Genomic DNA, 13,127 nt, shown 5'->3' with positions numbered 1-13,127 from the left:
GTTTCTCAGACGCTCAGCAGCAGGAATTCACGTTCCCAGGAGCTGATCACCCGCTTGAAGTTCTCGTGTTCGGCGCGCTTGACCGCGACGTAGCCGCGCACAAACTTGCCCCCCAGGTACTGCTTGACGGTGTCGCACTCTTCCATGCGCGCCAGGGCGTCTTCGATGGTGATCGGCAGGCGCAGGTTGCGGCGTTCGTAGGCACGGCCTTCCACCGGGGCGCTGGGCTCGACCTTTTCGATCATGCCGAGGTAGCCGCAAAGCAGGCTGGCGGCGATGGCCAGGTACGGGTTGGCGTCGGCACCCGGCAGGCGGTTTTCCACGCGCATGGCGTCGGGGCTGGAGCTCGGTACGCGCAGGCCGACGGTGCGGTTTTCTTCGCCCCACTCCACGTTGACCGGTGCCGAGGTGTCCGGCAGGAAACGGCGGAACGAGTTCACGTTGGGCGCAAACATCGGCAGCAGCTTGGGGATGTACTTCTGCAAGCCGCCAATGTGGTTCAGGAACAGTTGGCTCTTGTTGCCATGCTCATCGACAAACACCTGCTTGCCGGTGGCGATCTCCACCACGCTCTGGTGCAGGTGCATGGCGCTGCCGGGCTCGTCGGCCACGGGTTTGGCCATGAAGGTGGCGGCAACGTTGTGCTTGAGCGCCGCCTCCCGCAGGGTGCGTTTGAACACGGTAATCTGGTCGGCCAGGTCGAGGGCATCGCCGTGGCGGAAGTTGATTTCCATCTGCGCCGGGCCGTCTTCGTGGATCAGCGTGTCGAGGTCCAGGCCCTGGGCTTCGCACCAGTCGTAGACGTCTTCGAACAGCGGATCGAACTCGTTGGCGGCGTCGATGGAGAACGATTGGCGGCCACTTTCGGCGCGGCCGGAACGGCCCAGCGGGGTCTTCAGCGGCAGGTCCGGGTCTTCGCAGCGCTGGGTCAGGTAGAACTCCATTTCCGGCGCGACAATCGGCTGCCAGCCTTGATCGGTATACAGCTGCAGGACCTTTTTCAGCACGTTGCGCGGCGACAATTCGATGGGGTTGCCCTGCTTGTCGAAGGTGTCGTGGATCACGATGGCAGTGGGCTCGATGGCCCACGGCACCACGTAGGTGGCGTTGGACACCGGGCGGCAGATCATGTCGATGTCGGCCGGGTCCAGCAGGTCGTAGTAGATGTCGTCGTCGACAAAGTCCCCGGTTACCGTTTGCAGCAACACACTTTCCGGCAGGCGCATGCCTCGCTCATGCAGGAACTTGTTGGTGGGCGAAATCTTGCCGCGTGCGATACCAGTCAAATCACTGATCACGCATTCGACTTCGGTAATCTTGTGTTCTTTCAGCCAGGCGGACAGCTGATCGAAGGGGGCGTTCATAAGGACCTCGTCATGGGTTGGATGATGCGCCGCGGGCTTCCCTCGCCGCGCATTGAGGTCTATCTTGGGCCAGCCGTCCGACGGCATCTATCCACTTTGCACCAACCACAACGCACCAATAGAGTGCGCCCAGGTTACCCATGACACAGGCAACAGCTTTGCGCGTACAGGCCTTCACCACCGGTGATGTGGCCGCTCAATGCAGTGCGACACCCGGTTGGGTGCAGCAGTACCAGCAGATGTCCCCGGGGCATTTTGCCGGACAGATTCGCTACCTCGACCTGCAAGGTGTCGAGGTGTACGAAGAGCGGATGAATACCCGGGTGGAGCAGAACTTCAACGCGCCACCGGGCTCCCTGGCGTTCTGTTTCGATGGCAGCGACAACGCGCTGTATGTGCTCAATGGCGAAAGCCGCAACACCTGGATCACCCCGGAAAACTACCGCGAAGTAGCGGTGGTGTTCGGGCCGCAGTTCGTCCAGCGCCACGGTTTGGAGGTGGCGAAGCTGGAGGGGTTGTTCATGGCCCCGCTCAATTCCCTGCAAAACGCCTTGTTCAGCCGCTGGCTCAGCGGCACGCTGACGCGGCTGTCGGCGACGTTTGACCCGCCGAGTCGTGATGCCCTCACGCAACAGTTGCTGGACGACTGCCTGTTCATCCTCGACAACGCCTGCGTGTGCCTGGACAAGGGTTCATTGCAGCGGCGCACCGAGGAGCGAATCATCATGGCGCGCGTCGGCGAATGGGCGGCGGATGTGCCGGATGAAACCGTCAACCTGCTGGAGCTGGCGCGCATTGCCGGCGTGCCGTTGCGCCAGTTGCAGCAGGGGTTCAAGACGTACACCGGGATGAGCCCGGCGCAATGGTTGAGGTTGCGCCGGTTGAACAGTGCACGGCGGGAGTTGTTGAACCCGCCGTCAGTGGACACCACCGTGGCGGAAGTGGCGATGAATTGGTCGTTCTGGCATTTGGGGCGGTTTTCAAACAGCTATCGGGCGTTGTTTCAGGAGTTGCCCAGCGAGACTCTGAAACGCCAGAGGTAAGTGTTGAAGATCGTTCCCACGCTCTGCGTGGGAATGCATCCTGTGACGCTCCGCGTCACCCTCGGGACGCGGAGCGTCCAGCGCGGCATTCCCACGCGGAGCGTGGGAACGATCAGGTCCGAAGAAACGCCAGCATCAACTGATTCACTCGCTCCGCCGCCTCCAGCTGCACCATATGCCCCTGCCCCGGCAGTATCTCCACCTGAGCCTCCAACCCCTGGGCATGGCTCGCCGGGATGATTGCGTCCTCACTGCCCCAGATCACCAGGCTCGGCTGCTGCCCGACAACGTTGCGCAAATCCACCAATTGCCGACCACCGCTGAACAACGCCCCGGTGATCTGCCGCAACGCCTGATCCACCCCCTCCAGGCGCTTGAACTTGAGCATGTCTTCCAGCATCTGCCGGGTCACCAGCGCCGGGTCACTGAACAGTTGCACCAGGTGCGGCTTGAGTGCATTGCGATTGCTCGCGTCGATAAAACCTTGCAGGTAATCACCGTTGATCTGCGTACCCAATCCAGCACTGGCGATCAGCGTCAATGACGCCACACGCGCCGGCGCCAGTCGCGCAATATTCAGCGAAACCAGCCCGCCCATGGAATGCCCGGCGAGGTGTACCCGGTCAATCTTCAGATGATCCAACAGTGCCAATACCGCCTGACTCAACGCCTCAAGATCGCCGTCTTTCAGGTACTTGCCCGACTCGCCATGCCCCGGCAAATCCAGGGCGATCACCCGCCGCTCAGCCGCGAGCACCGGGTGATTGAACAGCCAGTTATTCAGGTCGCCGCCAAAGCCATGGATCAGCACCAGCGGTGTGCCGCCCTCCCCGAGGTCCAGATAGCGCAACAAGCGCCCGCCCACTTCAACCTTCTGTGCCGATGGCCCGCTGGCTTCAGCCTCGGCAGCATTGGAAACGAACCCCGCCTGGAACGCCTCGATTACCCCATCAATCTCGGCCTCGCTGGCCTCGCCTTCCACTACGATTGCCAGCAATGCCCCCACCGGCAAGGTCTCATCGCTCTGGGCCAACACCCGCCGCAGCACTCCGCTGAACGGCGCCTCGACGCTGCTGGAGATCTTGTCGGTCTCGACATCCAGCACTTCTTCGCCCTTCTCCACCCGGTCGCCCGGCTGCTTGAGCCAGACATCGACCCGGCCCTCGGTCATCGACAGCCCCCACTTGGGCATGGTCAGTGTATGGATCATGCGGCATTCCTCTTGTCGGCGATCTTCAGCACCGCAGCTTCGATCTTCGCCGCGTTGGGGATGTACAGGTCTTCCAGGGCATCGGAGAACGGCACCGGGGTATGGGGCGCGGTGACCATTTCGATCGGCGCGCGCAGGAAGCTGAACGCGCGTTGCGCCACCAATGCACTGATGTCCGTGGCAATCGAACAACGTGGGTTGGACTCGTCGATCACCACCAGGCGCCCGGTTTTCTCGACGCTTTCAAGGATGCTGTCTTCGTCCAGCGGGCTGGTGGTGCGCAGGTCCAGCACTTCGCAATCGATGCCTTGGCGCGCCAGGTTGGCTGCGGCTTCCAGGGCGATGTGCACCATGCGCCCGTAGGTCACCAGGGTTACGTCATTGCCTTCACGCACGAAGTTGGCTTCGCCGAACGGCACGGTGTACAGCTCTTCCGGCACTTCGCCCTGGAGGCTGTAGAGCATTTTGTGTTCGAGGAAAATCACCGGATCGTTGTCGCGGATCGCCTGGATCAGCATGCCCTTGGCGTCATAGGGCGTGGCCGGGCACACCACCTTGAGCCCGGGAATATGGGTCCACATCGAGGTGAGCATCTGCGAGTGCTGGGCCGCCGCACGCAGGCCGGCGCCGTACATGGCGCGCACCACCAGCGGCGTAGTGGTCTTGCCGCCGAACATGTAGCGAAACTTCGCCGCCTGGTTGAGCAGCTGGTCGAGGCAGCAGCCGATAAAGTCGACGAACATCAATTCGCACACCGGGCGCATGCCTCGGGTGGCGGCGCCGACGGCCATGCCTACATAGCCGACCTCGGAGAGCGGCGCGTCGAGCACGCGGTCGGGGAATTCCGGGTACAGGCCCTTGGTGACGCCGAGTACCCCGCCCCAGGCGTCCTGTTCACCGGGCGAACCGGTACCGCCGGACACGTCCTGGCCGATGATGAACACGCTCTGGTCCCGGCGCATTTCCTGGGCCAGGGCTTCGTTGATTGCCTGCTGATAGCTGATTTTTCTAGCCATGATGACTTCTCCACGGATTGTTTTTGTAGTGGGTGGCGGTTAGCGGTAGGCGACGTAGACATCACTGAGCAGGTCGGCGGCCTGGGGTTTGGGGTCGGACTTGGCCAGGCGCACCGCGTCTTCGATCAGTTGCGCGACTTCGGTGTCGATGCGTTCGAACTGAGCCGCGTCGAGCCAGCCTTCGGCGGTGCAACGCTGGCGAAACAGGCTCAGGCAGTCGCCGGTTTCCCGCAGGTTTTTCACCTCGTCCGGGCCGCGATAGGTTTGCGCATCGCCTTCGAAGTGCCCGTAGAAACGGCTCAGTTTGACCTCCACCAGCGTCGGCCCCTTACCGCTGCGGGCACGTTCTACCGCAACGCCAAGGGCGGCGTGTACAGCGAAAAAGTCGTTGCCGTCGACAATCACCCCTGGCATGCCAAAGCCCACGGCGCGCTCGGCAATGTCCTTGCAGGCCACCGACCAGCCGGACCCCGTGGCTTCGGCGTAACCGTTGTTCTCGGCCACGAACAGGCACGGCAGGTTCATGATCGAGGCCAGGTTCATGGCTTCAAACACCGCGCCCTCGTTGGAGCCGCCGTCACCGAAAAACGCGACCGCCACACCCGCGCTGCCCTTGAGCTTGGCCGCCAGGGCAGCACCGGCTGCCAGCGGCGCACCGGCCCCCACAATGCCGTTGGCGCCGAGCATGCCCTTCTCCTGGTCGGCAATGTGCATCGAGCCGCCCTTGCCGCCGCACACCCCGGTTTTCTTGCCGTAGATCTCGGCCATCATGCCGAACACATCCACGCCCTTGGCGATGCAATGGCCGTGGCCACGGTGGTTGGAGGCGATGCAATCTTCATCGTTGAGGTGGGCCATGACCCCGGCGGCACTGGCTTCCTGGCCGGCATACAAATGCACGAAACCGGGAATCTCGCCGGTGGCGAATTCCACATGCAGGCGTTCTTCGAAATCACGGATGGTGCGCATCACGGTGTAGGCATGGAGCAATTGATCGGTGGACAGGTGAGTGGACATCTTGTTGTTCTCCAGGTTGTCTCGACACACAAAAGGCTGGATCAGGCCAGCTGCAAGGCACTCAGCACGGCCTGTGCCAATCCGCTGGAAAACCTGGGAAAGCCTTGATCCAGAGCAGCTGCCGGAAGTCCCGGGCATGCCACTGTGGCCCGTTCAATGAGACGCGCCGTTGCAACCTGCCCGCAGCGTCTCAGCCGGGATGAGACGTTGCGTCTCACCTCGGGCAGTTGGTCAGGCCGCCCTTGTCCCGCCCGGCCCATGGGCGCTTAATGGCGGGCATAACAACAAGGATCGAGAACCGGAGGCTTCAATGCTCGCCGTGAACTCCAAGGACCATGTCGACTGCGTCAGCCGTGTGGTTCGCAACGCCGACCGCCTGCCCCAGGCGCCGGTGCCGTCGCTGATTTTTGACTCCTGGCGCCGCTCCATGGAGCAGCACCACCTCGACCCCGGTTCCCTGCAAGGGCCGCGCATTCTCACCAGCACCCTGCTCAAGGAGTGCCGCGAACGCGCCGAACTGTTCATGCGCATCGCCAGCGAGGAAGTCGGGCAGATTCACAACCGGGTGCGCCACGCCGATTACTGCGTGATGCTCACCGACGCCCAGGGCCAGACCATCGACCATCGTGTGGACGCCGGCATTCGTAACGACTGCCGCAAGGCCGGCCTGTACCTCGGTACCTGCTGGTCGGAAGCCGAGGAAGGCACTTGCGGCGTGGCCACGGTGCTGACCAGCAAGGCCGCGGTCACCGTGCACAAACGCGACCACTTTCGGGCGGCATTTATTGGCCTGACCTGCTCTGCCGCACCGATCTTCGATCCCCAGGGCAACCTGCTGGGCGTGATGGATGCCTCTGCCCTCAAGTCACCGGATGATCGGCGCAGCCAGCACCTGGTGCGGCAGATGGTGGCGCAAAGTGCACGGGCCATCGAGAACGCGTTTTTCATGCACAGCGCCCGGCAGCACTGGGTGTTGCAGGCCCACAGCACGCCGGGTTACGTCGACAGCCAGCCGGACATGCTGCTGGCGTGGGATCAGGACGGGCGGCTGCAAGCCTTGAACAGCAAGGCGCGGCAGGCCCTGAGGGTGCGCTTCGGGCAGTTGCCGGAGCATATCGGCGAAGTGTTTGACCTGGACGCGTTGCGCGCCGTGACCGATCAATCGACGCAGCAGTTGCACTGGCTCGGCGAACCTGGAGCCTTGCAGGTACGGGTCAGCGCGCCACGGCGTAAAGCGGCGCGGGCGGTAACGTCCTTGGCCAGTCAGATAGACCCGCGTGTGGAAGAGCATTTGCGCCTGGCCGTGCGGGTCAAGGACCGCAACCTGCCGGTGCTGGTCCAGGGCGAAACCGGCGCCGGCAAGGAAGTGTTTGCCCGCCAGTTGCATGAACGCAGCGCCCGCCGCGACGGCCCCTTTGTGGCGGTGAACTGCGCGGCGATCCCGGAAAACCTGATTGAGAGCGAACTGTTCGGCTACGTGGCCGGGGCGTTTACCGGTGCCTCCAGCAAGGGCATGACCGGGCTGCTGTTGCAGGCCGATGGCGGCACGTTGTTTCTCGACGAGATCGGCGACATGCCACTGGCGTTGCAGACGCGACTGCTGCGGGTGATGGCTGAAGGTGAAGTGGCGCCGCTGGGCGGAGCGAAAACCCGGGCGGTGGATATCCAGGTGATCTGCGCCAGCCATCGGGACTTGGCGGCACTGGTGAGTGCTGGAAGCTTTCGCGAGGATTTGTATTTCCGGTTGGGCTGTGCGCGGTTCTGTGTGCCGCCATTGCGCGAGCGCACGGACAAACTGGCGTTGATCAATCGGCTTCTGGAGCAAGAGGCGCGGCACAGCGGTGTTGCGGTCGGGATCGCGGCAGCGGCGCTGGAGTTGCTGCTGGGTTATGCCTGGCCGGGGAATGTGCGGCAACTGCGGCATGTGTTGGCGTATGCGTGTGCGGTGTGCGATGGCGGGACGATTCAATTGGCGGATTTGCCGGTGGAAGTTCGCGGTGACGCGGTTGCGGTGGAAACATCGGAAAGCGTCAGCCCAGAGCGGCAGTTGGTGCTGGACGCACTGATCCGGCATCGGTGGAAGCCGCTGGCGGCGGCGCAGGCGCTGGGGATTTCCAGGGCAACCTTGTATCGGCGGGTTAACCAGCTGGGTATCGATATGCCCGGAAAACACTGACAAGCCCATCGAATGGCAGCTTATAGCTGCCTACCCCAGACAGGCGTTATCAAAAACCACTTCTACTCTTATCTAATTAAGACTCCTCGACCCGCAAAGTACCTTCCGAAGGACTCAGCATTCATGACGACGTTTTCCTGCGAATGTGAGTTATGACCCGATGGGTTATGAAACTTCAGGAAGTCGTCAGTTGCGTCTGTTACCAATACAAGATGACCTCCTTTCTTTGGCGGCTCTTGCTCAGGCCATCGAATAGAAGGGTGCACAGACGCAATAAAGAAATGACCGTCAGTAAACATCGGCTTGATCTCCTCCGCAGAGATACCGGTGACAATCTGTGCCTTCAGACCAAATTCTTTATTTAACATCTCAATCGCCGGCGCATAAATCATCCCATGGATACTTTCGCCATCGACTACGTAGGCTCCGTAGGCCAACGCCTTTTCCAGAAGGCTGAACGTTGAGTGAACGAGACCCGTCTTGGCGGCAAGAAGCATCTTAAGGCAGGCCATGCCACATACGTGATTAGCCCACAATGCATACTCATCCACGCATCGGGCTCCAGAGTTTATCCAAAGCGGATCCTCAGAAACCGTCTTCTCGCCAGAAATTATATCGGCAGCCAAAAGTCGGGATTCCCATTGGCAGAAATAAGGAACGCATGCGACCATAAACACACCTCATTTAATAAAAAGTGGAACGGTTCCTAAAAAAGCGATAGCCCCAAAGAAAATTTGGGATTTTGCACGCCCTTCTTTATATAAGAAATAGGCGACGATCATAAGCAATGGAACTCTCATTGAAATTGCTAAATATCCATAGCTAACTGGTAGAGTCCCCGCCAGCGCAAAATTAAAAATTAACTCAGGAATGGTCCATCCTAACGCGATCATCACCCACAAACCAAATCTCATTCCAGACTTCTCATATATAAAAAATCGCGCGGACACCCAATTGCCAATTCCGACATATAGTAAATATACGTACCAACCAGACGCTGGTATTCCAACCTTGTCACATCCAGCAAATCCTATTACGGCGAGAATCATAAAATAGAATCTTAATGTATCAATCCGAGGCATAAAACTCAGATGACCAAAAATCACAAAACAAATCCCCCCTATAAAAAGAACGAGTACTGAAAGTATGCCCTGCCCTGATATCTGACTACCAAAAAGCCAATACTCCAAAAAAACTATCGCACCGATGGCAATCGGAAAAACATATGCCGTGGCAGAAACGCTACGGCCAATTATCTGTTGCTGGACAACAAGGAGCATCGTAAGCAACACCCCCTTAGTTAGCCCCGCTATCGCTCCCGACGCATTCAGGAGCATATCCGTATTCGCCAGTCCAGTTACCCAAGCAATAGGAAACAACAACAAACAAATACAGGTAGTTCCAGACCCAATCGCCCAAGCAGTAGTTTTTGGAAGAGCTTTACTCGCTACACTTCGAAAGAACAGAGTTCTCAAAGTAACACATAATAGTATCGACAGAAATGCTAACCCTTGAACGAAGCTCAATTAACTAGCCCCTAAGCCTCTTGAAACTCTCTGGCGACCTAAAGCCGCCGCAATATGCACATCAATTGAGTCAATCAAATCAACCCCGCCATATTCTGATCGTTCATCGACAATCAAAGGCAACTCAGTACACCCCAATATTAGACTTTCTACACCCTGATCAATCAGATTATCCATCGCTCGATAGACCGCGCTCTTGGCTTTCTTGGAAAAATTATGTAGACACAAGTCATCATAAATCGCGGCATGGACAGCATAACGGAGATGCGCCTCCGGCAAAGAAACCTCAATATCTTCCACTCCAAATCTATCGACATAAAAACCACGTTCCATCACGTACTTGGTCCCCAGCAATCCCACTTTTTTGAATCCAGAGGCCTTAACCGCGGAAATCGTTGCATCTATGACATTTATAACCGGAATGGAAATCTTATTTTTGAGCAAGTCGCAAGTCTTACTAGTGGTATTGGAACATATTAATATCTTGGTTACCCCCGCACACTCCAACTTAATCGCCGCACTTAACAGAATCTCAAACTCACCTTTAAAATCATCTTCTTTTTGACACTTTAGGATTTTACTAAAATCTAGACTAAACACCATAAGATCCGCCGATTTGTGCCCACCTGCTTCCTGCGCGATCAGATTGAACCTACGATAATACTCCATTGTAGAAACCCAACTTACACCTCCAATCAAACCAATGCGTTCCATGCCATTGCTCCTTAATCTATCGTGTAGTCAACTTTAGAAAGCCTCATAACCTTCATATCATCCTGAGAGACAAAGTTAAGTATCATATCTGCCAAGGAAAGCCCATATCCATTCAACATTTTTGGAAGAATACTATTACGCATCAGCCCAGGGATTGGATTGGCCTCTAAAAAATACACATCACCACTTGGAGTTAAAATGTAATCAAAACGGCACATGTGTGAAAAACCTAACTCATCAAATAGATCCCGAGAAACACGCTTCATATGCAGGATCTCCACAGTATCCTCCTCCATCAGGACCTCATCAGCGCTACCAATCCGGTGCTTCTCCTCGTGTCCAAAAAAGCCTCTCTTTGTATCAATTCTAATCGCTGGTAAGACAACGACTTTATGATCAAGCCTTATGCACCCTATAGAATACTCTTGACCCTCAACAAACTCTTGAATCAAAGCTCTTTCGTCATATTTGAATATAGCGCGCAGATTATCTTCTATTATAGATATTTCAATATCGGAAACCGTATATCGCTCAGTAAACAAAGACGCCCCCAATGAGTTAGGCTTAACGACTACTTCAAGCCCATCAAAGAGATTTTTTATCTCCGCGACTGCCGAGCAAGACTTAGCGTCTGTTAACGTTAACGTCGCAGGTACTTTTATAGTACTTTGCGACCCTGATACGTAGCACTGCATGTGAATTTTGCTCATTGCCAAACTTGACGGCAAAACTGGCCCAAAAGTACCACGAAGACCAACAATATTAGCCAAACCTTGAATATGCCCATCCTCCCCATAATTACCATGCAAAAGATTAACGATATAACCATTGGCACCTAATACATGCTTTGCGAAAGTCGCATAATCCACTGCATCCTTTGAGACCATATAGTCACGAGAGTGCCAACTTCTGTCAAAATCATAAAAACTAACGTCATTATCAGAATCAACATAATAAACATGACTTATACACACACCACAATTTTCAGTACACAACTGATCATATACATAGCTGAAGGACTCCCTAGATGCGGCGTGCTCCGGCGACATCCCTCCAAAAATCAATGACACTTCAACCATATTATTCGACACACTAAGAGCACCCATTTTATTTCCTCCATGGAAGCCGACAATAAATCCTCAATAGCCAAGGCTCCCGCGCAACCCAATCAGAACGAAATTTGATCACGTAGCAACTCAAGCTTAAAAACCGGCGAAGCATTTCAGCCTATCAAAATCATTCAATCAATATCGCGAAGTACAATTCAAAAGAAGCACCACGATGCATTCAAAAAAACCCTCAATACTGATAAAAATAAACTGGCGAAGAACCTTCAGAAGAACCAGTACCAGATAAATCTTGGAACCCATATAAAGCAGAAGGCACAAATATAAAACAATGAAACAACACTTAATGCAACCCCTTCAGATGTGAAGTTTTTTTGAAAAAAACCAAGCCTACCCACACCACAACAGAAAATTACTCTTATAAATCAGCCGTATACGTAAAAAAACAAAGTAGAAGCAATTGATAAATCACATAAAAATTCAACTTTCAGACCAACTTACTCACCAACAGATAACATTACCCCTACAGGCACAGTAGTAGTGTCCTACGGAACTTTCGCAGAATCAGAGATGATACATCCACCAAAGAGCTTCGATTGATCCTTATATATTTTTTGTGCGAGCGTACTTACACGCGCCGCCTATGTCTGCGCGATTTGTGAGAGGTGATTCAATCGGTAGATGTCCCGATGAAGCGGTTGCGGTTGAAGAGCAGGAAAGCGTGAGCCCGGAGCAGCAACGGGTGCTGGATGCGTTGATTCGGCATCGGTGGAAACCGCTGGCGGCGGCGCAGGCGCTGGGGATTTCCAGGGCGACCTTGTATCGGCGGGTTAACCAGCTGGGTATCGACATGCCCGGCAAGCACTGATGATCGTTCCCACGCTCCGCGTGGGAATGCATCCTGTGACGCTCCGCGTCACGACTGCAGAAGCGGACGCGGAGCGTCCAGGCGGCATTCCCACGCAGAGCGTGGGAACGATCAAACGCGGTAAAAAATGTGGGAGCGGGCTTGCTCGCGAATGCGGTGTATCAGTCACATAGTAGGTGCCTTACACTCTGCATTCGCGAGCAAGCCCGCTCCCACATTTTGACCGCGTGATTCAGCCGTTTCAGCGGTAGAGAATCCCCCCATCAATCAACGGCGATTGCCCGGTCATGTAATCCGAATCCGGCCCCGCCAGGTACGACACCAGCCCCGCCACATCCTCCGGCGTTTCCGCCCGGCCCAACGCAATCCCGTCCACATACTTCTTGTACGTCGCCCCTACCTCGGCGCCGGTAATCTCGGCCATGCGTTTGTCGATCTCGACCCACATATCCGTGCCCACCACACCCGGGCAGTAGGCGTTGACGGTAATCCCGTCACTGGCCAACTCCCTCGCGGCGGCCTGGGTCAGCGCGCGCACGGCAAACTTGGTGGCCGAATACACCCCCAGCAGCGCAAAGCCTTCATGACCGGCAATCGAGCAGGCATTGATGATCTTGCCCTTCTGCTTCAGCGCCTTGAATTTCTTGCCCGCGGCCTGGATGCCCCAGAGTGTGCCCTGCACGTTTATACGCAGCGTGCGGTCGACCTGTTCCGGGGTTACGTCCAGCAGTGCGTCGATCTGTGCGACGCCGGCGTTGTTGATGATGATGTGGAAGCCGCCCAGGGTCTGGTGGGCATGGTCCACCGCCGCGACCACTTGCTCCAGCTTCGAGACGTCGGCAACAAACACCGAGGCCTTGCGCCCCTGTGCAGCGATCTCGGCCGCCACCGCTTCAATCTTCGCGCTGTTGATGTCCACCAACGCAATGTCGGCGCCATCCCGGGCCAGGCGCAAGGCGATGGCCCGGCCGATGCCTTGCCCGGCGCCGGTCACCAGTGCAACTTTTCCAGCGATACTCATGACGATCCCCTTCAACGGTGAGAGAAGCCTTGTCTATCGCAGTTGCCAGGGGCCGCTGTCGAGCAGCAGCAGGATTGGTCTGCGGGCTGAGACGGGGCGTCTCAA

General features: G+C 56.8%; 11 protein-coding genes and 1 pseudogene. 3 read left to right on the top strand and 9 right to left on the bottom strand.

What is annotated here, in order from left to right; all coding sequences use genetic code 11:
* Window positions 1–5: 5 nt before the first annotated feature.
* Complete coding sequence (locus BLU46_RS28010) at window positions 6–1,364, bottom strand: glutamine synthetase family protein (protein WP_093208266.1); 1,359 nt, start codon at window positions 1,362–1,364, stop codon at window positions 6–8.
* 140 nt (window positions 1,365–1,504) lie between these two features.
* Here BLU46_RS28010 and BLU46_RS28005 point away from each other — a divergent pair, with 140 nt between their 5' ends.
* The gene (locus BLU46_RS28005; protein WP_093208261.1) at window positions 1,505–2,407 is read left to right on the top strand and encodes a helix-turn-helix domain-containing protein; all 903 of its coding nucleotides are present in this window, start codon (window positions 1,505–1,507) and stop codon (window positions 2,405–2,407) included.
* Window positions 2,408–2,519: 112 nt separating this feature from the next.
* Here BLU46_RS28005 and BLU46_RS28000 read toward each other — a convergent pair whose 3' ends face one another.
* From BLU46_RS28000 to BLU46_RS27990, 3 genes are read right to left on the bottom strand one after another with little or no spacing between them, the layout of a single operon-like run.
* Complete coding sequence (locus tag BLU46_RS28000; RefSeq protein WP_093208256.1) at window positions 2,520–3,617, bottom strand: acetoin dehydrogenase dihydrolipoyllysine-residue acetyltransferase subunit; 1,098 nt, start codon at window positions 3,615–3,617, stop codon at window positions 2,520–2,522.
* Entirely contained in the window at window positions 3,614–4,633 is a 1,020-nt protein-coding gene (locus BLU46_RS27995) for an alpha-ketoacid dehydrogenase subunit beta (RefSeq protein WP_076015753.1), read from the bottom strand. Before BLU46_RS27995 ends, BLU46_RS28000 begins: the two co-directional genes overlap by 4 nt.
* Window positions 4,634–4,672: 39 nt before the next feature.
* Entirely contained in the window at window positions 4,673–5,650 is a 978-nt protein-coding gene (locus BLU46_RS27990; protein WP_003219159.1) for a thiamine pyrophosphate-dependent dehydrogenase E1 component subunit alpha, read from the bottom strand.
* Between the two features lie 310 nt (window positions 5,651–5,960).
* On the opposite strand from BLU46_RS27990, the gene BLU46_RS27985 reads away from it, so the two are divergent.
* Entirely contained in the window at window positions 5,961–7,826 is a 1,866-nt protein-coding gene (locus BLU46_RS27985; protein ID WP_093208251.1) for a sigma-54-dependent Fis family transcriptional regulator, read from the top strand.
* 68 nt (window positions 7,827–7,894) lie between these two features.
* Here the strand turns inward: BLU46_RS27985 and BLU46_RS27980 are convergent, their stop codons facing one another.
* The 4 genes from BLU46_RS27980 to BLU46_RS27965 all read right to left on the bottom strand — a co-directional run bounded on the left by BLU46_RS27980 (window position 7,895) and on the right by BLU46_RS27965 (window position 11,172).
* The gene (locus BLU46_RS27980; RefSeq protein ID WP_003219163.1) at window positions 7,895–8,377 is read right to left on the bottom strand and encodes a cysteine peptidase family C39 domain-containing protein; all 483 of its coding nucleotides are present in this window, start codon (window positions 8,375–8,377) and stop codon (window positions 7,895–7,897) included.
* 129 nt (window positions 8,378–8,506) lie between these two features.
* Window positions 8,507–9,352 carry a hypothetical protein gene (locus BLU46_RS27975; RefSeq protein ID WP_157721317.1) on the bottom strand — a complete coding sequence of 282 codons (846 nt, stop codon included), beginning with the start codon at window positions 9,350–9,352 and terminating at the stop codon, window positions 8,507–8,509.
* A complete protein-coding gene (locus tag BLU46_RS27970; protein ID WP_093208243.1) occupies window positions 9,353–10,066 on the bottom strand; it encodes an aspartate/glutamate racemase family protein in 714 nt (237 codons plus the stop codon).
* Window positions 10,067–10,077: 11 nt separating this feature from the next.
* Complete coding sequence (locus BLU46_RS27965) at window positions 10,078–11,172, bottom strand: D-alanine--D-alanine ligase family protein (protein WP_093208240.1); 1,095 nt, start codon at window positions 11,170–11,172, stop codon at window positions 10,078–10,080.
* Between the two features lie 676 nt (window positions 11,173–11,848).
* Between BLU46_RS27965 and BLU46_RS27960 the strand changes: the two are divergent.
* Window positions 11,849–12,001: pseudogene (locus tag BLU46_RS27960) on the top strand (helix-turn-helix domain-containing protein); the annotation flags it as partial.
* A gap of 241 nt (window positions 12,002–12,242) precedes the next feature.
* Here the strand turns inward: BLU46_RS27960 and BLU46_RS27955 are convergent.
* On the bottom strand, window positions 12,243–13,022 hold the full coding sequence (locus BLU46_RS27955; protein ID WP_093208237.1) for an acetoin reductase: 780 nt from the start codon (window positions 13,020–13,022) through the stop codon (window positions 12,243–12,245).
* Window positions 13,023–13,127 lie beyond the last annotated feature (105 nt).

It is taken from the genome of Pseudomonas yamanorum (assembly GCF_900105735.1).
GTDB classification, from domain to species: domain Bacteria; phylum Pseudomonadota; class Gammaproteobacteria; order Pseudomonadales; family Pseudomonadaceae; genus Aquipseudomonas; species Aquipseudomonas yamanorum.
This window is presented reverse-complemented; position numbering and strand designations above follow the sequence as displayed.